The organism is Streptomyces sp. NPDC020965, assembly GCF_044333555.1.
Classification (GTDB): Bacteria; Actinomycetota; Actinomycetes; order Streptomycetales; family Streptomycetaceae; genus Streptomyces.
The window spans coordinates 764,860-785,674 of the sequence record NZ_JBIRRE010000003.1; the positions used below are offsets into that span (position 1 = coordinate 764,860).

The 20,815-nt window shown below is 72.0% G+C and carries 14 protein-coding genes, 1 tRNA gene and 1 riboswitch; of the genes, 9 read left to right on the forward strand and 6 right to left on the reverse strand.

Annotated elements, in window-relative coordinates; translation table 11 throughout:
• Positions 1-3 precede the first annotated feature (3 nt).
• On the reverse strand, positions 4-3,219 hold the full coding sequence (locus tag ACH4S7_RS13805; protein WP_398521320.1) for a helix-turn-helix domain-containing protein: 3,216 nt from the start codon (positions 3,217-3,219) through the stop codon (positions 4-6).
• A 378-nt stretch (positions 3,220-3,597) separates the two neighbouring features.
• Here ACH4S7_RS13805 and ACH4S7_RS13810 point away from each other — a divergent pair, with 378 nt between their 5' ends.
• Positions 3,598-4,302 carry a hypothetical protein gene (locus tag ACH4S7_RS13810; protein ID WP_398521321.1) on the forward strand — a complete coding sequence of 235 codons (705 nt, stop codon included), beginning with the start codon at positions 3,598-3,600 and terminating at the stop codon, positions 4,300-4,302.
• A gap of 122 nt (positions 4,303-4,424) precedes the next feature.
• On the opposite strand, the gene ACH4S7_RS13815 is transcribed toward ACH4S7_RS13810, so the two are convergent.
• Entirely contained in the window at positions 4,425-5,174 is a 750-nt protein-coding gene (locus ACH4S7_RS13815; RefSeq protein WP_398521322.1) for an HNH endonuclease family protein, read from the reverse strand.
• 431 nt (positions 5,175-5,605) lie between these two features.
• On the opposite strand from ACH4S7_RS13815, the gene ACH4S7_RS13820 reads away from it, so the two are divergent.
• The 7 genes from ACH4S7_RS13820 (at position 5,606) to ACH4S7_RS13850 (ending at position 11,641) form a co-directional block, all read left to right on the forward strand.
• Positions 5,606-5,845 (forward strand): hypothetical protein, encoded by a 240-nt coding sequence (locus ACH4S7_RS13820; protein WP_398521323.1) that lies wholly within the window; start codon positions 5,606-5,608, stop codon positions 5,843-5,845.
• A 205-nt stretch (positions 5,846-6,050) separates the two neighbouring features.
• The gene (locus ACH4S7_RS13825) at positions 6,051-6,467 is read left to right on the forward strand and encodes a YciI family protein (RefSeq protein WP_398521324.1); all 417 of its coding nucleotides are present in this window, start codon (positions 6,051-6,053) and stop codon (positions 6,465-6,467) included.
• A gap of 13 nt (positions 6,468-6,480) precedes the next feature.
• Complete coding sequence (locus ACH4S7_RS13830; RefSeq protein WP_398521325.1) at positions 6,481-7,713, forward strand: RNA polymerase sigma factor; 1,233 nt, start codon at positions 6,481-6,483, stop codon at positions 7,711-7,713.
• 94 nt (positions 7,714-7,807) lie between these two features.
• A complete protein-coding gene (locus tag ACH4S7_RS13835) occupies positions 7,808-8,557 on the forward strand; it encodes a MerR family transcriptional regulator (protein WP_398521326.1) in 750 nt (249 codons plus the stop codon).
• Between the two features lie 121 nt (positions 8,558-8,678).
• Positions 8,679-8,752 (forward strand) — tRNA-Met (locus ACH4S7_RS13840).
• 214 nt (positions 8,753-8,966) lie between these two features.
• Positions 8,967-10,268, forward strand: coding sequence for a PP2C family protein-serine/threonine phosphatase (locus ACH4S7_RS13845; protein ID WP_398521327.1), 1,302 nt, complete (start codon positions 8,967-8,969; stop codon positions 10,266-10,268).
• Between the two features lie 209 nt (positions 10,269-10,477).
• Positions 10,478-10,634, forward strand: a riboswitch (cyclic di-AMP (ydaO/yuaA leader).
• 11 nt (positions 10,635-10,645) lie between these two features.
• Positions 10,646-11,641 carry a M23 family metallopeptidase gene (locus tag ACH4S7_RS13850; protein WP_398521328.1) on the forward strand — a complete coding sequence of 332 codons (996 nt, stop codon included), beginning with the start codon at positions 10,646-10,648 and terminating at the stop codon, positions 11,639-11,641.
• Between the two features lie 282 nt (positions 11,642-11,923).
• Here the strand turns inward: ACH4S7_RS13850 and ACH4S7_RS13855 are convergent, their stop codons facing one another.
• From ACH4S7_RS13855 to ACH4S7_RS13870, 4 genes are all read right to left on the reverse strand, one after another.
• Entirely contained in the window at positions 11,924-13,333 is a 1,410-nt protein-coding gene (locus tag ACH4S7_RS13855) for a PrsW family intramembrane metalloprotease (protein ID WP_398521329.1), read from the reverse strand.
• Positions 13,334-13,514: 181 nt separating this feature from the next.
• A complete protein-coding gene (gene trmB, locus ACH4S7_RS13860; RefSeq protein ID WP_398521330.1) occupies positions 13,515-14,363 on the reverse strand; it encodes a tRNA (guanosine(46)-N7)-methyltransferase TrmB in 849 nt (282 codons plus the stop codon).
• A gap of 362 nt (positions 14,364-14,725) precedes the next feature.
• Entirely contained in the window at positions 14,726-15,934 is a 1,209-nt protein-coding gene (gene lhgO / locus ACH4S7_RS13865; RefSeq protein ID WP_398521331.1) for an L-2-hydroxyglutarate oxidase, read from the reverse strand.
• 84 nt (positions 15,935-16,018) lie between these two features.
• Entirely contained in the window at positions 16,019-17,443 is a 1,425-nt protein-coding gene (locus ACH4S7_RS13870; RefSeq protein ID WP_398521332.1) for an MFS transporter, read from the reverse strand.
• Between the two features lie 944 nt (positions 17,444-18,387).
• On the opposite strand from ACH4S7_RS13870, the gene ACH4S7_RS13875 reads away from it, so the two are divergent.
• The gene (locus ACH4S7_RS13875) at positions 18,388-20,514 is read left to right on the forward strand and encodes an asparagine synthase-related protein (RefSeq protein WP_398521333.1); all 2,127 of its coding nucleotides are present in this window, start codon (positions 18,388-18,390) and stop codon (positions 20,512-20,514) included.
• Positions 20,515-20,815: the final 301 nt, after the last annotated feature.

Below are 20,815 nucleotides of genomic sequence, written 5' to 3' on the forward strand. Positions count from 1 at the left end.
CACTCAGCAGGTCTTCCGGTGGGGCAGGTTCGAGATGTGCTGCTTCCACTCGTCCGCGTGGAGACCGCCCCCGGAGCGCTCACAGACGGCGTCGGCCACCCGATCGGGATCGACGGGGTAGGTGCGCGGCGGAGTGTGGTCGCCGTCGACGGTGAGTGTCTTCCCGTCCTTGCTGAAGGAGAGCGAGACGACCGAGTCCCCGGAGGTGAGCAGGGGACCGCCCAGTGGCCGGTTCGATGCGGTGTCCCACAGCCGTACGGTCCCGGTGGAGCCCCCCGAGACGAGGATCCGGCCGTCGGGGGAGTAGGCGAGGGCCCGCACGCCCTCGGGTTCGGGAGCCCCCGTGGCCGTGGAGGTGGCGGCGAAGCTGGCGAGCGGCTGATGGTCGGCGTCCAGGATCGTCACCCAGCCCGTCCTGTTGCCCTGCGCCAGGCGACCGCTGCCCTTCGGGCCGGCCACCACGGGTGATCCGTCCTCCGTCACGGCGGTGGGCAGCGGCGGCCGCGCGGGGGGTGTCTCGTGCTCCCGCGGGTGCCAGGCCGGGTCGAGGGCGTTGCCGAGGGAAAGGGTACGGACCGTGGAGGTGGGGTGGGGCTCGATGTACCGCACCACCTTGCCTTCCGGGTCCAGCGTCAGCTCCCCGAGGGTGCCGCCCTTCAAGGCGTACCGGTAGACGGGCGCCTCCTGGCGGTCGACCCGCCAGACCGCCAGTTCCTGTTCGTTCGCAGTCACGATGAACCGTCCGTCGTCGCTGACGTCGGACGGGTTCATCCGGGTGACGGGGATGGGGCGCAGGGCCCTGCCCCGGTCCAGCTCCCAGATCCTGATCTGCTCCTCGGCGGTGATGATCAGCCGCCGCGCCTGTGACTCGATCTGTATGCCGGTCCCCTGGGTGTCGCAGGCCAGCCGTGACAGTGCCGCCGCTTCGGGGGTGGGTATCCGGCGGTTCAGCCGAACGTCCCACACCTCCAGTTGGTCGGAGGTCGTACAGAAGGCGGCGATCCGGGCGTCCGCGCTGAGCATCGCGCGCCGGACCGGGATCGCGCGGTGGAACAGCCTGCGAGGTTTCCGTACGTCCCACACGCTGACCGAATCCCTGGCCGCCGACAAGAAGACGGTTCCGTTCGAACCCACGATGTTGAAGGTCTCGGTCGGGCCGAAGGGGAGCGGGTGCACCGAGCCCGACACGATGTTCCGCAGGTGCCACCGGTCGTCCACCCTCGTCAGCAGATGCGGCGGTACGAACGGGATGGGCACCAGTTCCTCCCCGTGTGCGAGCTGGACGGTCTGGTCCGGTTCGCGGTTCTCCAGGTCCCAGACGTGGGCCTTGTCGCCGGCGTCGATGACGGCCGCCTTCCTGCCGTCGAAACTCAGGTGCACCTGGCTCTCCACCCGGGACCTGGGGAGGCTCACGGAGTCGTGTTCGCGCTGGGACAGGGAACCGTGGAGCGCCGCGCGCGCTTCGAGGGTGGGGTGGATGCGCCAGGCCGCGACGCTCAGCCGCATGGCGGTCCGCGGATCGTCGTAACGCATGGTGTCGGCGAGGGAGGCGATTCGCCGTGAGGTGGCCTCAGCCAGCCGCTGTTCGCCCGCCTGGCTGCGCTGCCAGGCGGTGACTCCGGCCAGCAGCGTCAAGGCGAGCAATAGACAGATCGCACTGGTGAGAACGTTTCTGCGGCGTCGTTCGTTAGTGCGCCCCGCGCGGCTGGCGACCAGGAAGTCCTGCTCCAGTTGGGTGAGTTCCGCGAGCCGGTCGAGCGCTCGGAACGCCTCCCGCGCCTCGGCCAGCCGGAGCCCCCGGTAGAGGGCCCCGGAATCCCGCCCGAGGTCGTCCCAGGCGCGGGCGGCCTCGGTGAGATTCCGGTGGACGCGCAGCCGCTGGCGGTCGGTGTCGATCCAGGTGCGCAGGCGCGGCCAGGCGGTGATGAGCGCCTCATGGGTGAGGTCGATGCTCCCCTGGTCGAGGGTGATCAACCGGGCGGCGGCGAGGCGCTCCAGCACCAGCGCGGTGTCCCCGGCCGGCTGGGCGTCCGGTTCCCGGCGCTCGTCGGACCGGGGGGTGTCCAGCTCCCGGCGGTCGATGGGGCGGCGGGTGTCGGCCGCCCCGTCGCCGGGGGTGATCAGCCGGAGCAGGATGCGGCGGGTCAGCCGGGCCTGTTCGGCGGAGAGGCCGGCGAACGTCGCCTCGGCGGTGGTGGCCACGGCACCCTGGACGCCACCGGTGGCCTCGTACGCGTCGAGGGTGAGGGTACGGGCGCGACGCCGGCGCCAGGTCTCCAGCAGTGCGTGCGACATCAGGGGGAGCGCGCCGGGCTCGTCGGCGATCTCGTCGATGATGCGGGCGGTCAGTTCGCGTTCGACGGTCAGTCCATGGGCCTTGGCCGGCCGGGTTATCGCTTCCCGGAGTTCGGCGCGGGTCATGGGTCCGACGAGGAGTCCGGTGCCGCGCAGGGCGTCGGCCAGGGGCCGGTGCTCGGCACAGCGGCCGTAGAAGTCGGCGCGGACGCCGATGACGACGCGCAGCCGGCTCTCCGGGGCGAGCGCCCCGAGTAGCAGACCGATGAAGCGGGCGCGCTCGGCCGGATCGGTGCAGAGGGTGAACGCCTCCTCGAACTGATCGACGATGACGATCGTGTCGCCGGGCGCCTCGCTCGGGGTGAAGACATCGCCATGAGTACGGGCGGGGTGCTCGCCGGGTGTGAGGATCCGGATCGCGGCCGGCAGGAGATCGCCCTCCTGGAGCCGGGGGATGAGCCCGGCGCGCAACAGAGAGGACTTCCCGCTCCCCGACCCGCCGACGATGGCCACCATCCGCCGCGAGTGGACCAGTGCCAACAGATCGTCCACGAGCTGGTCCCGGCCGAAGAAGTGCCCCCGGTCCCCCGGTTCGAACCGAGCCAGTCCCCGGTACGGCGGATCCGTGCACTCTTCCCCCTCTGCCTGCTCGACGGCGCTCTCCTCCACCGCCGTGCGCCACCGGGCCTCCCACTCCCCCTCGTCGCCGCCGCACGCCACGGCATACGCGAGGGCCACCGGAAGCGAGGGCAGTTGTTCGCCCCCCGCCGCCCGGGACAGTGTCGTCACCGAGTAGCCCGCCTGCCGCGCCATCGCCCGGTAGGTGAGGCCGCCGGCGTCCCGCCGCAGCTTTCGCAACTCGTACGCGAACCGCTGAACCGGTCCGGCTCCCGGGTCCACCGGTACTTCTCGTCGCCCCGCCATCCCACCCGCCCCTCCAAGACCAACGCTTCAAGCTACGCACACACTTCCCACCCTGAAAGATCGCCCAAGGCCAATGTTTCGTCACAGGAAGGGGCTGCCGAACAATCCGAACACGGGATGAAATCAGCGGTGAGCCGTAGAAACCCCAGGCCCGACGGTTGCGCGGAGCAGACTCCCCGGAGTTGTCCGCCATGGCCGTCGAGGTTGTACGAGAACCCCGCCGACGACACACGAGCCCGCGGCACACCGGGCGATCGCCTCACTTCTCCCGCCCGATGCGCTACACCGTCCCGTGGTCGCACCGTCGATGTCGCACCAGCCCCACCGACCCGGGTCCCGTCTCGTCATCACCCCGGAAACTGACACAGAGGGACGCACATGAGTGACCTCACACCGCACCGGCACGAGCCGAATGGCGCCCAGTACCTCCTCGATCAGCTCCTGGAAGATCCCGACACCGACGTTCTCCGCATCCTCACCGGTGCCCTCCACCCGGGGGCCACCGGGGGTGGCCGGGCCGACTTCCGTCCCTTCCCCCTGACGGTCGTCAGGGACGACGGGGGGCAGCCGGCGCCGGCCGTCGCCGAGCCGGCCGATGCCGAGCCGGACAGCTCTGTGACGCGGCTGCCGGTGGCCCATGTGGCGGACATCGGCCGGCTCGCCCCGGTCTTCGCCTCGCTGGAGATGGTGGACGACGCGCTCTTCCGCATCTATCTGGCGCTGGAGGACACCACCGACCACTACGCGCCCGACGACCATCCGTCCGTCGTCGTGATGAAGCGGATGGACGCCTTCGACATGGAGGAGGCGAAGGCGCGGCTCCAGACGCGGGAGCTGTCCCGGGCGGAGGCGCTCAACTGGTTCGGGGACGCCATGAACTTCATGACGGAGCTGACCCTCATGCTCCGCCCCATCATGAACCGGATGGACATCCGCGAGAACCGGAAGAACAACGGCCGTTCGAGCAGTTGGACCGCCCGGGTGAAGGCGGACGTCACCGGCGCGGTGCAGGGCCTGCGCGGCGGACGGTCCGCGGTCATCAGGTACTTCGACGAGACGGTCCAGGGCCGCCATACGGCGTGACATCCGGCCGCCGCCCCCGGCCGCCGTCCTCGGCCGCCGCCCCCGGCCGCCGTCAACACGGCGACGGCCGGGGGCCCGTCACACCCTCCGCGATGCTGCCGAAGTGGGTCAGTTCGTGAGATTTACGGTACGGGCTCGTAAGTGACCGTGGTCCCCGAGCACTCCGTCGCCAGCGCGAACAGCCGGTCCTGCTCGGTCTCGTCCACCGTCAGGCCCCAACGGAGCTTGGTCGCGGTCCATTCGGACACGTACCGACAGAGCGCGTCGGCGGCCGGGGGCAGCCACTGGGCCGGGTCCTGGTCGGACTTCTGCCGGTTGGCGCGGGCGGTGACGGCGACCAGCGACGCAGCGGCTCCCTGGTCGTTGGCGTACGCCTCGCGGCGCCCGGCCGTCCATGCCGAGGCGCCGCTGTCCCATGCCTCCGCGAGGGGGACCATATGGTCGATGTCGAGGGAGCCGGCCGGGGTCACGGTCTGGTTGTCGTAGTACGAGAACCAGGAGCCCCCGGTGAGCGCGCACCGTTCGCCGACCGTGGGTGCCGTGACCGCCTCCGCGATCAGGACCTCCGCCCGGGTGTTGCAGCCGTCGGTGAGGTTCAGTCCCGCGTTCCAGTGGCGGAACGAGTCCCGTTCGTAGCCGGTGCGGTCCTCGACCACGACGGAGAGCCGACTGACCCCGACCGTGATCGGCACGGTCTCGGGCGCCCGCCCGAGCGAGCCGAGCGAGCCGACGGACGCGGCGGACGCGATGGGAGCGCCGGATGTGGCTGATGTGGCTGATGTGGTGGGGGCGGCCGAGACCGGGACGGAGAGGGAGAGGGGCAGTAGGGCGAGCGCGACGGCCGTGGCGGCCCGCGACAGATTCTTGATCACGTCAACGGGGATACGCGTCCATCACCCTGAAGTGGATCAGTGAACCGAACAACTGCGCCGGATGGGCGCGTGGGTTCACCCCGCCCGCGCTCCGTGTCCCCCGGTCCCGCGCCCGCCGCCCCTCAGCCTTTGCACCCGACCCTGCGCCCGCCGCCCCTCAACCCTCGGTCCCCAACCCCAACCCCAACCCCCGCGCCCGCCGCCGCCCCGCCGCCCCTCGGACCCGCATCCGCCCGCCCCGCCGACTCCTCGCCCGCTCGCCCGCCCGCGCCGCGCCCCGGCCCCCCGTGCCGCCCCCCGGACCCGCACCTGCCCCGACCGAACACCCCGCCGCCCCCGGTCGGCCGAACACCACCCGACCCCCGCGGTCCTTGCGGGTCATCCCGTGCCCCGGCCCGTGACCCCCGATCGCCCCGACCGTTGTCCCCGGCATGACCAAGACTCAGCGCATCCTCACCGCCGTGGCCCTCGCCGCCGGAGCCTCCGCGATGGCCGTCTCCGGAGCCGCCGCCTCGGGACACACCACCGAGCAGACGGCAGCCGGGGCCACCTCGCTCGACCAGCTCGGCAAGCTCAGGGAGCTGAACCAGCTCAACCAGTTGATGGAGGTGCCCAACCACCTCCTCCCGCTGACCGCCCCGGTGACCCAGGTCCTCGGCGCCGTCCAGTAGTGCGTTTCACCCGGATACGCGCCGGATGCACCGGATACGCTCCGGATCGATCCGGAGCGCGCTGGATCACCGAGACTCCGGCCGGGCCCCGGAGAAAAAAATCCGGAAAACATTCCCGGCACGTGTCGAGAACCCGGCACCTGCTCCGACGTCCCCTGTGAGAGTCGCCCACCAGGGACGACCCCGTATCCACAGGAGCGATGTCATGAAGTATCTGGTGATGGTCCAGAGCACCCAGGCCGAGTACGCGGGAATGGCCGGCCAGGCATCCCCGAACAGCCCGGCCTGGAGCGAGAGCGACCTCAAGGCGATGTTCGACTTCATGGGTGCCATCGACAACGACCTCGCCGAGTCCGGCGAACTGGTCGACGCCCAGGGGCTCACCGAGCCCGCCCGCGCCCGTACGGTCGAGGTGGACCCCCAGGGACGGCCGGTGATCACCGACGGTCCCTACGGCGAGACCAAGGAGGTCCTCGCCGGCTACTGGGTCCTGGACTGCGAGAGTCTGGAGCGCGTCACCGAGATCGCCACCAGGATCTCGCTCTGTCCGATCCCGGCAGGGGCGGTCAACTACCCCATCGTCATCCGGCCCCTCCAGGGCACCGGCGGAGGCGATGTGTGACACTCCCGGCCGTATGAGACGCACGGACGAGACCGAGGACCTGCTGCGCCACCACGCGCCGCAGGTCCTCGGTGCGCTGGTACGCCGGTACGGACACTTCGACGCGGCCGAGGACTCCGTCCAGGAGGCCCTGCTCGCCGCCGCCGAACAGTGGCCCCGGCAGGGTGTCCCGGACAATCCACGCGGCTGGCTGATCAAGGTCGGCGCGCGCCGGCTCATCGATCTGCTCCGCGCGGACGAGGCCCGCCGCCGTCGTGAGGAGACCGCCGCGTCCCTCACCCCGCGCGACGCCCACACGGCCCCGGGCCCCGGGGAGAGCCGCGCCCCCACCGACGACGACACGCTCACACTGCTCTTCCTCTGCTGCCACCCGGTCCTCACCCCGGCCGCGCAGATCGCCCTCACCCTGCGGGCCGTCGGCGGTCTGACCACTGCGGAGATCGCCCGCGCGCATCTGGTGCCGGAGGCGACGATGGCCCAGCGCGTCAGCCGGGCCAAGCGGCAGATCGCCGGGGTGCCGTTCCGGCCGCCCGAGCCCGCCGACCGCGACCAGCGGCTCTCCGCCGTGCTCCAGGTGCTGTACCTGATCTTCAACGAGGGCTATACGGCCACATCGGGCAGTTCGCTGCACCGCGCCGACCTGGCCCGGGAGGCGATCCGGCTGACCCGTTCCGTACGCCGGCTGCTCCCCGAGGACGGCGCGGTCACCGGACTGCTCGCGCTGATGCTGCTGACCGAGGCCCGCAGCGCCGCCCGCACCGGCCCCTCCGGCGAGCTGATCCCGCTGGACGAACAGGACCGGGACCGCTGGGACCGGGACGCCGTCCGGGAGGGCGTGGACCTGGTGGAGCAGGCGCTGCGGCAGGGTCCGGCCGGCCCGTACCAGCTCCAGGCCGCCATCGCGGCCCTCCACGACGAGGCCGCGACCGCGGACGCCACCGACTGGCCACAGATCCTGGCCCTGTACGACCTCGTCGTCCGCCAGACCCCCGAGCCGATGGCCGCGCTGGGCCGGGCCGTGGCCGTGTCGAAGGTGTACGGGCCCGAGGCCGGGCTCGCCGAGGTCGCGGGACTGGCGGAGCGGCTGGCCGGGCACCACCGGCTGGCCGCCGTACGCGCGCACCTGCTGGAGCAGACGGGGGACACGGACGGCGCGCGGGATGCCTACCGGCTCGCCGCGCGGGGCACACTCAGCGAGCCCGAGGCGCGGTACCTGCGGACCCGCGCGGCCCGACTGCCCCGCTGACACCCCGGCCGGGACCGGTGTCCGGGACCGGTACGGATCGGCCGATCGGCCCAGGCTTGACCTTTACGCAACGTCAAGTTCTAGCGTTCAGGTCATGGAGTGGTCGATCCAGGAGATCGCCCGGCGTGCCGGGACGACGAGCCGCACACTGCGGCATTACGGAGAGCTGGGACTCCTCGAACCCAGCCGGGTGGGGAGCAACGGCTACCGCTACTACGGCCCGGAGGCGCTGGTCCGGCTGCAACGGATCCTGCTGCTGCGCGAGCTGGGCCTCGGGCTGCCCGCCATCGCCGAGGTGCTGGAAGGGCAGCGGGACACCGCCGCCGCGCTCCGGGCCCATCTGGGACTCCTGGAACAGGAACGCGAACGCGTCGGGCGGCTGATCGCCTCGGTGCGGACCACTCTCCACAAGACGGAGAGAGGAGAGGAACTGATGGCCGAGGAAGTCTTGGACGGCTTTGACCACACGACCTATGAACAGGAGGTCACCGAGCGCTGGGGGCGGGACTCCTATCGGCGGAGCGACCAGTGGTGGCGTTCGCTGAGCGATGAGCGGAAGCAGGCGTTCCACCAGGAGCAGACCGCCATCGCCGAGGACTTCGCCCGCGCACTGGCGGCGGGTGCCGCCGCCGACAGCGACGAGGTGCAGAGGATCGCCGGACGTCAGTACGCATGGCTTTCGGTCATGGATGCGCCGTCGAAGAGCCATTTCATCGGGCTGGGCGAGATGTATGTCGCCGATGAGCGCTTCCGTGCGGTGTACGACCGGCACGGTGCGGGGACGGCGGAGTTCGTCCGCGACGCGATGCGGAGCTACGGGGAGCGGGAATTGAGCGATGGGTAGCCGAGTGACCCCGTAGCGTCATGAATTTCCATGGATGACGGTGACCCGCGCCACTCGGGTGCCCATGGGGGCGGGAGTGGCGCGGGCCATGCTCCGGATGGCGTAGAGTTGGGTTTAACGACGCGGGGTGGAGCAGCTCGGTAGCTCGCTGGGCTCATAACCCAGAGGTCGCAGGTTCAAATCCTGTCCCCGCTACTGAAGATCTGGGCCCGGCACTCATTGCGAGTGCCGGGCCCAGATCGTTTCCGGACCCCCGCCCGTCCTGTCTGCACGCGGTTGCGGGGCCCGCACATCCCCGTATCGCCCAGTTGGACCGCGGTGGCTCGCCGCCCGGCGCCGGTGCCGCCAGCATGAGGGGGGCGCGGAAGCCGTGACCGTGGCCGTCGCCGGACCGGGCAGGAGGGCAGTCTTGGCGCAGCGAGACCAGCCCAACGGCTACGGCGCCCGCCGCTTCGTCCGGATGCTGCCGGCTCTGATGATCGTCGGCGCGGTCGCCTTCGACGCCCTGACCCCCAAGGGGTTCACGGCCTCGCCGATGTTCGCGGCGGCCCCGCTGATCGCCGCTCCCTTCTTCTCCTGGCTCACCACCCTGCTGACCGGGATCGCGGCGACCCTGGGCGTGATCGGCCTCCATATCTACAAGGACACGGTGTACGCGTCCACGTCGTACACCGAGACCGTCACCGTGATCACGGTCTCCGGGCTCGCGCTGCTGATCAACCGGGTCATCCAGCGCAGTAGCGAGCGGCTCGCCTCGGCCCGGGTGATCGCGGAGACCGCGCAGCGGGCCGTGCTGCCCACTCCCGCCGAGCGGATCGGCGGGCTCAGGATCGCCGCGCGGTACGAGGCGGCCATCGCGGACGCGTTCATCGGCGGCGACCTCTTCGCCGTCCAGGACACCTCCCACGGGGTGCGGCTGGTCGTCGGAGACGTACGGGGAAAGGGACTGGGGGCCGTCGAGGCGGTGGCGGTGGCCATCGGGGCGTTCCGGGAGGCCGCCGAGATGGAGCGGTCACTGGTGGACGTCGCCGCGCGCCTGGAGCGGTCGATGATCCGCGAGGCCCAGCGGCGGGACACCCTCGACGCCGAGGAAGGGTTCACCACCGCCGTACTCGCCGAGATCCCGCACGGGGCGGGTGTCGTACGGCTGGTGAACCGCGGCCACCCCGAACCGCTGCTGCTCTTCGGTGACGGTTCCCTCGTGGTGCTGGCCCCCAGCACGCCCGCGCTGCCGCTGGGCCTGGTGGACATCGCGACCTGGCCGGACCGGGCGGAGGAGTATCCGCTGCCCCCGGGGGCCACTCTGCTGCTCTACACGGACGGGCTCTCCGAGGCGCGTGATGCCCGGGGTGTCTTCTACGATCCGGCCGCGTGGCTCATCGGGCGGTCCTTCGCGGGGCCGGGGGAGCTGCTCGACGTCCTGGTCGAGGACGTACGGCGGCATACGGGCGGGGGCGCGACGGACGATATGGCGCTGCTGGCCGTGGCCAGGCCGTCCGAGGAGGGCTCGGAGGGTCCCCCGGGGCCGGCTGCCGAGTCAGCCGCCGGGCCGGCTGCCGAGGTGTCCCCCGAATCGGCCCCCGAGGTGTCTCCCGAGGGCTCTCCTGAGGTGTCTCCCGAGGTGTCTGTCGAAGGAGCGCCGGGGCAGGCCCCGCGGCGGCGGGAGGGGCCGGACCCGGGGGCGCATGCGGAGGCAACACGCTGTAGTTGAAGTGCAGCCCTCCGCATAACATTTGACGAACCATCAAGAGTGTGAGGTTCTCCGAGGTGTAAGCAAGTCGCCCGAATCCGGCCGCTTGTGTCCCGGTTAGACCCACCCGAAGGTGTTAATGATCAACCGGAACAGCTTGGAATATAGTCCCCGTGTCTATTAACGTTCGATAACGCAGCGCGGTCGCCCAGCCGTCGTCAGGACGGCGCCGTGCGCGAGCGCCGAATTCCGCAAGGGAACCGGGGAACCACCAATTGGGGTGAATCGGGCGTCTTCCGTCGAGTTACTCGCGGCGGACGACACCCGTAGGAGACCTTCCTGCTCCGAACCCGTCAGCTAACCCGGTAGGCGAGAAGGAAGGAAAGGAGCACGCCTCAGTGGCGTCAAACAGTCCTGCCCCGGAAGCACCCCCCACGACTGGCGTCTTCAGTGAAGACGGAGCCGCGCGGTCGACCGGGGAGTGGAACCCCACCGCGGACACCGTCCCGGTGCGTGGGCGCCACCGCCAGCGGGTCATGAAGCAGCGCGGCGGCTTCGCCCGCAGCTCCACGGTCCTCGGCGTCGGTGTGATCGCCGCGGTCGGCGCCGGTGGCATCGCCACCGCTCAGAACAAGCCCGCCGTCTCCATATCTCTTCCCGATGTCGGGGCATTTATGTCCACGGAGGAGGAGCCGAAGGCCGCCGAGGCGGACGAGAAGGCATCCTTCGCCGCGATGGGTCTCGCCACCCAGGAGGTCGGCGCCGAGCAGTCCGGCACCGGCGAGGCGCTGCGTTCCCGGATCCTCCTTCAGGCCGAACAGCAGCAGACCCAGGCCGCCGCCGAAGCGAGAGCCGCCGCCGAGCGCGCCGCGGAGGTCAAGGCCAAGGCGGAGGCGGAGAAGAAGGCCAAGGAGAAGGCCAAGGCCGCCGCGGAGGCGAAGAAGAAGGCCGAGGCGGAGGCCGCGAAGAAGGCCGAGGCCGAGCGGCTCGCGAAGAGCTACACGATGCCCCTCTCCTCCTACCTGATCACCGCCACCTACGGTCAGTCCGGGTCCAGTTGGTCGTCGGGCCAGCACACCGGTCTCGACTTCTCCGCCTCAGCGGGCACCCCCCTCAAGGCGGTCGGCTCCGGCACCATCAAGTCGGCCGGCTACTCCGGCTCGTACGGTTACCGCGTCGTGCTGGAGCTGAACGACGGCACCGAGATCTGGTACGCGCACCTGTCGTCGATGAGCGTGGGTGCGGGCCAGAAGGTGGCCACGGGCGAGAATGTCGGGCGGGTCGGATCGACGGGCAATTCGTCCGGCGACCACCTGCACATGGAGGTCTTCACCCCGGGTGGATCGCCGATGAACCCGATGGCCTGGCTGCGCAGCAAGAACCTGAACCCCTGATTCCGTACGGTCCGCCCGTACGGTTTTCTGTGCGCCCGCCCGCGATACCGTCCGTCGTGTCACCAACGGCGTGTCACCAGCGGCCGTGTCACCGAGATTCGTACCGCTGAAAGCCGCACTCCGGCGCCCACACCACCGGCGTCGTTCGTGTGATGTCCCTGTACCCCGGCGGCCCTGGCGCACACCCCCCGACGCCAGGGCCGCCGGTTCTTTCGTGCCGCGGTCCCGGCCGGCCGGCCCGGTGGCTCAGCTTCGGCAGGGTCCCGTCGGCTCGGCGCTGGGTCAGCGTCGGTAGGGGTTGTAGCCCTCGTAATCCCGGTACGGCGGCGGCACCCACACCCGGCCCGTCGCCCGCGCCGCGTACGTCAGGGCCGGTCCCGCCAGCTCCCTCCGCTGCCACATGTGGTGCAGCAATTCCTGTTCGCGCGCCACGAAGTCCGGGCCGGCCGTACCGCGCCGGGCGCGGTGGCGCAGAAACGCCAGCGATGTTGCGAACCGTTGATACTCCAGCAGTGCGTGCGCCGCCGCCGGGCCGTGCGCACGGCGGGCGAAGTCCCTGGCGAGGGTGCGGGCCTTCATCGAGGAGAGCGCCTGCGGAGCCGCGGCGGTCAGCCAGCCGGCCATGGCATAGGCGGGCAGTTCGGTGGATATCGTACGCAGCTCGCGCTGTCGGGTCCAGATCGTCAGCCAGGTCAGCAGGGCGAAGACGGGAAGCATGAACGCCGCGTACACCACATAGAACCCCCAGGGCCCGAAGAACGACGCGGAGCCGTTCCACAGTGCGTGCACCCCCATGGCCAGGACGAGACCGAGCAGCGGCAGCGCGATCCGGCGGATCCGCTGGTGCCGCCCGGCCAGTGCCGCGATCCCGAAGCCGATGCCGGTGAAGACGGTGAACAGGGGATGGGCGAACGGTGACATGACGATCCGCACGAAGAACGTCGCGGCGGTCACCGACGGGAGCCCCGAGAAGCCCAGGTCCTGGTCCTCGCCGAAGGCGGTGCCCAGATAGAGGATGTTCTCGGTGAAGGCGAAACCGGTGGCGGTGAAGCCGGCGATCACGACTCCGTCCACGATCCCGGTGAAGTCCCGCCGCCGGAAGAAGAAGATCAGCACGATCGCCGCTGCCTTCGCGCTCTCCTCGACGATCGGGGCGACGACCGTGGAGCCGAGGGTGTCCGCGCCGGCCGGGTCGGCGGTCGCCGTGGCGATCCAGCGGGTCGCGAAGGAGTTGGCCAGGATCGCCACCAGCGCGGCGGCGAACGCGCCCCAGGCGAAGGCGAAGAGATGATTCCGCCAGGGGCTGGGCTCGACCCGGTCCAGCCAGCGGAAGGCGGCGAGGAGGAGGGGGACGGGCAGGGTGGCGAGCCCGAGGCCGACGAGGAATCCCTCGGTGCCGGTCTGCGCGCGGACGAGGGCGAGGATGACCAGCGCGCAGAGGGCGAGGACCGTGATCAGGATGCCGGCGCGGATCGCCTTGCTGTGCCAGAGGCGGAAGGCGCGACGGGGTTTGTAGCGCCAGCGCGCCCGCTCGGGCACGGCGTCGAACCGCGGCTGCTGGTGGAACGCCGGGACGGCGGGGTGGGCATGGTGCTGGGGCTGGGGAGGCCGCGCGGGGTGGGCGGGGTCGGCGGGGGCCTCCTGGGCGCCTTGGTGGCTCTGGACGGGGTGCTGCGGGACCGGCTCGGACACCTCATGACCCTAACGACGCCCACTGACAACCGGCGACGCCATTACCGGGCCGTCGACTTCCCCCGGGGCCGTTGGCCCTGGGGGCCCTGACCCATCCGGCCCTGACCCATCCGGCCCTGACCTGTCCGTCCTGGTTAGTCCGGTCCTGGTCAGTCCGGTCCTGTTTTGGCCCCTGCCGGTCCTATCCCTGCGGGTCCTGCTCCTGCGGGTCCTGCTCCTGCTGGTCGTGCTCGTGCTGGTCGAGCGGTGCGTCCCGGGCCACCCGACGGAACAGCAGGTCGTTCACCCGGTGACCCTTGTCGAGACCCTGGCCCTCGAACCGGGTCAGCGGCCGGAAAGCGGGACGCGGGGCGAAACCGCCGTCGTCCCGGGTGTTCTCGAACTCCGGATGCGCCGACAACACCTCCAGCATCTGCTCCGCGTACGGCTCCCAGTCGGTGGCGCAGTGCAGCACCGCGCCGGGCTTCAGACAGCGGGCGGCGAGCGTGAGGAACTCGGGCTGGATCAGCCGCCGCTTGTGGTGCCGCTTCTTCGGCCAGGGGTCGGGGAAGTAGACCCGGAGACCCTCCAGGGAGCGGGGCGGGAGCATCTCGCGAAGGAGGATGATCGCGTCACCGTTGGCCACCCGGATGTTGGACAGGCCGTTCCGCTCCGCGAGACCGAGCAGATTGCCCTGCCCCGGGGTGTGCACATCGACGGCGAGGATGCCGGTGCCGGGGGAGTCGGCCCCCATCTGGGCCGTGGCCTCGCCCATCCCGAAACCGATCTCCAGCACGACGGGCAGCCCGTCGAACATCTCCTCCAGATCGAGGACGCCGTGTCCGTCGATCTCGAAGCCCCAGACGGGCCAGAGCCGCTTCAGCGCGTCCTCCTGGCCGGTCGTGACCCGGCTGCGGCGTGGCTGGAAGCTGCGGATCCGCCGTTCATGATGCGATCCGGCGGGGTCGGCGACGGGCCCTCCGGGGAAGCGCGGCGCGCTTCGGTCACGGATGGGTTCGCTGTTCGGGGTGGGGTTTCGGAGCTTGGACACAGTGCCTTGATTCTAACGGGGGAGTCCGCGCCGGCCCGGCGCCCGGCTCCAGCACCCCGGACTGTCGGATCTTCATCGGGGCGCCGCCCGACCTCGTACCGCCACCCGGCCCCGTACCGCCACCCGGCCCCGTACCGCCGTCCGACCTGGCCCCGGATACCGCTGCCCGGCCCCGTACCGCCGTCCGACCTGGCCCCGGATACCGCTGCCCGGCCCCGTACCGCCGTCCGACCTGGCCCCGGATACCGCTGCCCGACCTCGTACCGCCCGCCCCGCCCCGCCCACGCGACTCGTGCCGGCCACCGTGCCCCCCGCCCGGGTAGCGGTCTCCGGTGCCCAGCGGCCGGCCCCCGGGGCGCCGCCTAGAGCAGGGCCAGCGCCCGGCGGGCCACCTCCCGGCCGATCGGCAGGGACGCCGTCGCGGCCGGGGACGGCGCGTTCAGCACATGGACCGTGCGGGGCGCCTCCCGGATGAGGAAGTCGTCCGCCAGGGTCCCGTCCCGCAGCACCGCCTGGGCCCGCACCCCGGCCGGCGCCCGGCGCAGATCGTCCTCCGTCACCGCTGGCAGCAGTCGGCGCACCGCGTTCGTGAAGGCCCGTTTCGACAGGGAGCGGTACAGCTCGCCGCCCCCGTAACGCCAGTGGCGGCGGGCGATCCGCCAGGAACCGGGCCAGCTCAGCGTGGAGGCCAGCTCTCCGGGCCGCACCACCGACCAGTTGTAACCCTCGCGGGCCAGCGCGGGGACCGCGTTCGGCCCGACGTGGACGCCGCCGTCGATGCCCCGGGTCAGATGCACCCCCAGGAACGGGAAGGCCGGGTCGGGGACCGGGTAGACCAGCCCGCGGACGAGCGAGGGGTCCGTCAGTTCGTAGTACTCGCCCCGGAAGGGGACGATCCGCATCCCGGGGTCGTCACCCGCCAGCCGCGCCACCCGGTCGCTCTGCAACCCCGCGCAGTTGACCAGAGCCCGCGCGCGCAGCACCGTGCCCGCCCCCGTACGCACCGCGACGCCCCAGGGGCGGCGGTCGACCGTGGTGACCTCCTCGCCGCAGCGGATCTCGGCCTCGGCGGCCTCGGCGGCGGACGCGAGCCGGCCGGCCACCGCGCCGAAGTCGCACACCCCCGTCGTCCCGACGTGGATCGCCGCGAGTCCGCGCACCCCCGGCTCGTACTCCATGATCTGCGCGGGGCCCAGCTCCCGGACCGGGATGCCGTTCTCCCGGCCGCGCTGGACCAGGGAGTGCAGCCGGGGCAGCTCGTCCCGGCCGGTGGCGACGATCAGCTTGCCGGTGACCCGGTGGGGTATGCCGTACTCCGCGCAGAACTTCACCATCTCGGCCGCGCCGCCCACCGCGAACCGGGCCTTCAGCGAATCCGGCCGGTAGTAGATCCCGCTGTGGATCACTCCGCTGTTCCGCCCGGTCTGGTGGCGGGCGGTGCCGGGCTCCTTCTCCAGGACGATCACCCGCGTGCCGGGTGCCGCGCGGGTCAGGGCATACGCCGTCGACAGACCGACGATCCCGCCGCCGATCACCAGCACGTCGCAGTCGAAGCCAGGTCTGACCGTCATCACCACGCCACCTCCCACCCCGATAGTGCACTGGCCCACTGACAACGCGGTTAAACCAGTCGGGCCGGGGTCGTGCGCCCGGTTTTACGCCGGAGCCACCAGCAGCGGTCTGGCCCGCTCCCGCAGCTCCACCACTCTGGGCTCGTCCCCGTACGGCTCCAGGCGGTGCAGGAGGTCCCGTACGTACTCCGTGGTCCGGGCCGACGAGATCCGCCCCGCGACCTCGACCGCCCGGGTGCCCGCCGCGCAGGCCGCGTCGAGATTGCCCGATTCCAGCTCGGCGACCGCGCTGACCACCAGCCGCAGTCCGTGCGAGCGGACGAATTCCTCCGTCGGCCGGGACAGCGCCTGCTCGGTGAAGCGGCGCACCTGCCGGGGGGCCTTCAGATCGCGGTAGCACTCGGCGGCATCCGCGCAGAACCGGTCGTAGGTGTAGAAACCCAGCCAGGACGGATCGGGATCGCCGTCCCGGGCCCGCTCCAGCCAGCCCTCCGCCGCCTTCAGCGCGGCCCCGGCCGCGAGCGCGTCGCCCGCCTTCGCGTGCGCCCGCGCCTCCACCAGCCGGAAGAAGCTCATGGTGCGGGCGGTGGCCAGCCCGCGGTTGCGCTCCAGGGCCGCCTGGGCGAGGTCCACGCCCTCGTCGGCGAAGCCCCGGTAGATCGACTGGAGCGACATCGACGCCAGCACATAGCCGCCGAGCGGTACGTCGGCCGCCGCGCGGGCCAGCCGCAGCGCCTGGATGTAGTACCGCTGGGCCGCCTCCTGCTGGCCGGTGTCGAACGCCATCCAACCGGCGAGCCGGGTCAGCTCGGCGGCGGCGCCGAAGAGGGCGCGGCCCACTTCGTCGGAGTAGGAGCTCAGCAGCAGTGGTGCCGCGTCCACGCGCAGGCACTCCGGGACCATCGAGGAGCGCCAGTCGCCGCCGCCGTACTTGGAGTCCCAGCGGCGCGCGTCCTCCGCCGCCTCGCGCAGCTTGGCCACATCGCTGTGGCCCACGCGGGCGGGGGCGTCATCCGCGGCCCCGGTCTCCGGGATCCGCTCCACCGAGGGGTCGGCGGGCGTTATCAGCCAGCGGGACGCGGGGGTCGCATAGGCGCTGACGGCGAAGGAACCGGCCAGCGACTGCCAGATGCCGCCGCTGCCCGCGCGCCGGCCCGCGAGATCGAGTCGGTACAGCTCGGTGGCCGATTTCACCGCCTGGCCGACATCGCGGGGAAAGGCGAGCCCGACCTCGGGCGCCGGGTCGGCGTCGGCCAACCCGATCTCGTGCAGCGGCACGGGGCGGCCGAGCTTCGCGCCGATCGCGGCGGCGATGAGGTGCGGGGCCGCGCCCTGCGGCACCATGCCCTTCGAGACCCATCTGGCCACGGAGGTCTTGTCGTAGCGGAGGGTCAGACCCCGCTGCGCGCCCAGGTCGTTGACGCGCCGGGCGAGTCCGGCGTTGCTGATTCCGGCGAGGGCGAGGACAGTGCCGAGCTTTTCGTTCGGCCCGCGTAGCTCTCTGGTCATGGCCCACCCCTCGACACCCGGACGGCCGCCGCGTCGCCGTCCGGCGCGCGCGGCATTCGTACTGAGTCGTCCCCGGTGGGCGGCTCCTCGCCCCCGACCGGTCCCGGTCGCACAAGCGCCTGGCCCAACCCTGAGGAATATGCCCGTCGGTTCAGAACATCAGTAAACACAGCGTAGTTCGCCGCATCCCGACCGTTAAGGGGCGGTGTTCCGGATGGCGAGATTGTTGCGCGCCGGGGTGGGCGCGCGATGAACCTGCCCTCCGTGAAGGGTCGTTGACGCCCCATCGCGTGCTCCGGGTGTGTGGCCGTGCGCCCGTGCGTGCGCTCTGGCCCGGGTGGTGAGGCGGGCGTTTCGATGAGTCTCGCGTGGGTCGGCCCGCTGCGTACTGGAACCAGTGGGCTGGGGGACACGCCGCCTTCATATCCCCGCGGGCGGCGAAGCGGTCCGGGAGGTGGCAGCGCCTCCCGGACTGTCGTACGGGAGAGTCGTGACGCGCTGTCGTACCGCACGGTAGCCCCCGGGCGGCGGTATCCGGACGCATGGTGATGTATCCGGACTGCTGGAGCGCTGGTTCGGTGGGCCTGTGCGGTCTTTGTGCTGCCCGTCGACATTTGTAGATTGGCTGAATGTCGACTGTCCCTCTCGCGGTGAATATCCCTGTATGCCGTTGGCGCGATCGTTACGGTAACTGTTGAACTACCGTCAAAACGGCCTCCCCGGCGCCCCCTTCCGCTGGCGGGCGCGCTACCCGAACCTCTTCCCGTGCGCCGCCTTCGTGGCAGCATGTTCCCGAACGGCCGGGTGCGGCACGCTCCCGAACGGCGCACGACGCGCCTTGCGCACAACCAGGTGTGGCGCGCTCCCGGACCGGGCGTAGCGTGCTCCCGTACGGCCGAGGAATCCAGGCGGCCAGGGTTTGTCCACAGCCTGTGGAGGCGGCGATGCGGTGGTTGGTGGGGTGGAGCAGTATCGCCGCTCACTTCGGTTCGGCCGGCGCCGTCGGCTCGCCCGACGAGGGCCTCGCCGTGCAGCCCGTCGGATCCCAACTCCTCTGGGGCGACCCCGATCCGCTCTGGGCGGTCGGTGACTGGCGCCCCGACGAGATCCGCATCGTCACCGTCGACGCCGCCCCCGGCTTCGGCCGCGAGGCCCCCACCACCCGGCTCGCCGTCCTCGGCTGCTGCGCCGCCAGCGACGAGGAACTCCGGGCCGGACTGCTCACCGCGCGCGGCGGGGCACTGCGGCACCTGACCGCCTGGGCCGGTAGCTACACCGCCATCGTCCAGGTCGGACGGCGGATCACCATCGTGGGCGACCTCGCGGGCGCCCGGCCCGTCTTCTACACCCCCTGGGCCAACGGCACCGCCTACGCCACCGCCGCGCTGCCCCTCGCCGACCTCATCGAGGCCCAGCTCGACATCGGGCACCTCGCCGCGCTGCTCGCCTGCCCGGAGACACCGGAGGCGCTGCGCGACTCCACCCCGTACGAAGGGGTCAAACGCATCCCGCCGGGGCACACCCTGATCCTCCGGGAGGGCTCCCGCGAGATCGCGGGGTACGAGCCGGTCGCCTCGCTCGCCGTCGCCGGGCCGCGCAAGGACCCCGAACGGGCCGTGGACGGGGTGCGGGACGCACTGATCGACGCCGTACGGGCGAGACTCACCGCGCCCCGGCACGCCCCGGAGACCATGCCGCCCGACCCGGGTCCGGTACCCGGCATGGGACCGGCCGAGCGCCGCGCGCGACGGGGCGCCCCCGCTCCCGGGATCGGCGCCGACCTCTCCGGCGGCAGCGCGTCCGGGACGCTCGCACTCCTCGCCGCCGGGCTGCCCGGAGTGCCGGGCACCGTACTCGGACACGGCACGGGCGCGGGCGAGCGACTCCTCGCCGTCACCTACAACGACCTCACCGAGGACGGCCGCGAGGCCGAACTGGAACGGGCCCGCGCCATCGCCTCCAACCCCCGGCTGCACCATGTGGTCGTGGCGGCGGGCGAGGAGGGGCTGCCGTACGCGAACCTGGAGAACGGGCCGCTCACCGACGAACCCGCGCCCTCCCTCGTGCTGGGGGAGCGGCATCGCGGCCGGCTGGCCTCCGGCAGCGCGGACCACTTCACCGGCGCGGGCGCCCGCCAGGTCCTGGACGCGCACCCCGCCCGGCTCGCGGATCTCCTCATCGACCGGCGCCGCCGCCATCTGATGCGGCCGGCGACGGCGCTCGCACGGGCCGAAGGGGCCTCGCCACAGTCGCTGTTCATCCCGCTGACCGTGTACCGGGCGGCCCGGCGACTGGCCCGTACGCCCTACCGGACGGGACTTGAGGCCGCCGCCGACCGGCTCCTGGAGGCGAACCGCCCGGGGACGCGGGGCGGCGGGGTGGGGCCGTTGGGCGCGTCCCTGGCCGCCCTGACCTGGTCGCGGCCGGGTCCGGCCGCGCGCTGGCTGACGGGCGAGGCACTGGCTGAAGTATCGGTTCGGCTGATGGAGGCGGCGACCCGGCCGGTCTCCATGCAGCGACCCGGTGAGGCCCGCGCCCGCGCGGCCCTCACCCGCCACGCGACGGACCACCGCATCCTGGAACAGGCGGCCGAGGTCCGCAGTCAGCGACTCCACGCCCCCTTCCTGGACAACCAGGTCGTACGGGCGTGCCGGGAGCTTCCCGAGTCGCTGCGGGTCCGGCCGGGGGCGCGGGCCGAGATACTGCGCACCGTCCTCGCGGGCGCGGGCATCCACGATCTGCCCCCGGGCTGGGGCGCGACGACCCCCACCGCCTCGACCGGGCAGGCGCTCGTGGGCCTGCGCGCCGCGCTCCCGAATCTGATGGCCCTCTTCGACGCACCCCTGCTGGCGGACGCGGGCCTGGTGGAGGCGCGGGTGGTCCGCAAGGCCCTGCGCGCGGCGTCGGAGGGCGAACCGGTGCCGCTGGACGGTCTGGCGGACTTGATCTCGACCGAACTGTGGCTGCGACGGCTGCTCTCCCGCCGGGGCACCTGCTGGACGGGCACGGCGGCCCCCCGCCAACGCGCGGTGGCGGGCGGCGTTCCCCAACGGCCCACGCTGCGGTCCTAGTCGCGGGGGCGGGGTTCCCGCGTGCGGGTGCGTGGGTGGGCCGGGTTGTGGGTGCCCCGGGTGCTTGTGCGGGTGGGTGGGTGGTGCCGGGGTGCGCTCCGGTGTGGCGGCGGGACTGCATGATTTACGGCGCTACTCAGGCCCTTGTTTGCCGGGGCACCTTCAGCGCCACAAATCACGCTCTACGTCCCGCCACCACTCCTGCGCGCCCCCCTCCCGCCCTTTCGTTCCGGTCCCGTTCGTTGGCCCGTTGCCGCGTGGTTCACGGATGAGGTGGGGCGGGGGCGAGAGGTTCGCGGCG

Bases quoted from the DNA above. Each gene is read 5' to 3' on its own strand.
- ACH4S7_RS13870 (WP_398521332.1), bottom strand. From the start codon at position 17,443: ATGACCAGAGAGCTACGCGGGCCGAACGAAAAGCTCGGCACTGTCCTC.
- ACH4S7_RS13820 (WP_398521323.1), top strand. From the start codon at position 5,606: ATGACCAAGACTCAGCGCATCCTCACCGCCGTGGCCCTCGCCGCCGGA.
- ACH4S7_RS13805 (WP_398521320.1), bottom strand. From the start codon at position 3,219: ATGGCGGGGCGACGAGAAGTACCGGTGGACCCGGGAGCCGGACCGGTT.
- ACH4S7_RS13830 (WP_398521325.1), top strand. From the start codon at position 6,481: ATGAGACGCACGGACGAGACCGAGGACCTGCTGCGCCACCACGCGCCG.
- ACH4S7_RS13835 (WP_398521326.1), top strand. From the start codon at position 7,808: ATGGAGTGGTCGATCCAGGAGATCGCCCGGCGTGCCGGGACGACGAGC.
- ACH4S7_RS13875 (WP_398521333.1), top strand. From the start codon at position 18,388: ATGCGGTGGTTGGTGGGGTGGAGCAGTATCGCCGCTCACTTCGGTTCG.
- ACH4S7_RS13825 (WP_398521324.1), top strand. From the start codon at position 6,051: ATGAAGTATCTGGTGATGGTCCAGAGCACCCAGGCCGAGTACGCGGGA.
- lhgO (WP_398521331.1), bottom strand. From the start codon at position 15,934: ATGACGGTCAGACCTGGCTTCGACTGCGACGTGCTGGTGATCGGCGGC.
- ACH4S7_RS13810 (WP_398521321.1), top strand. From the start codon at position 3,598: ATGAGTGACCTCACACCGCACCGGCACGAGCCGAATGGCGCCCAGTAC.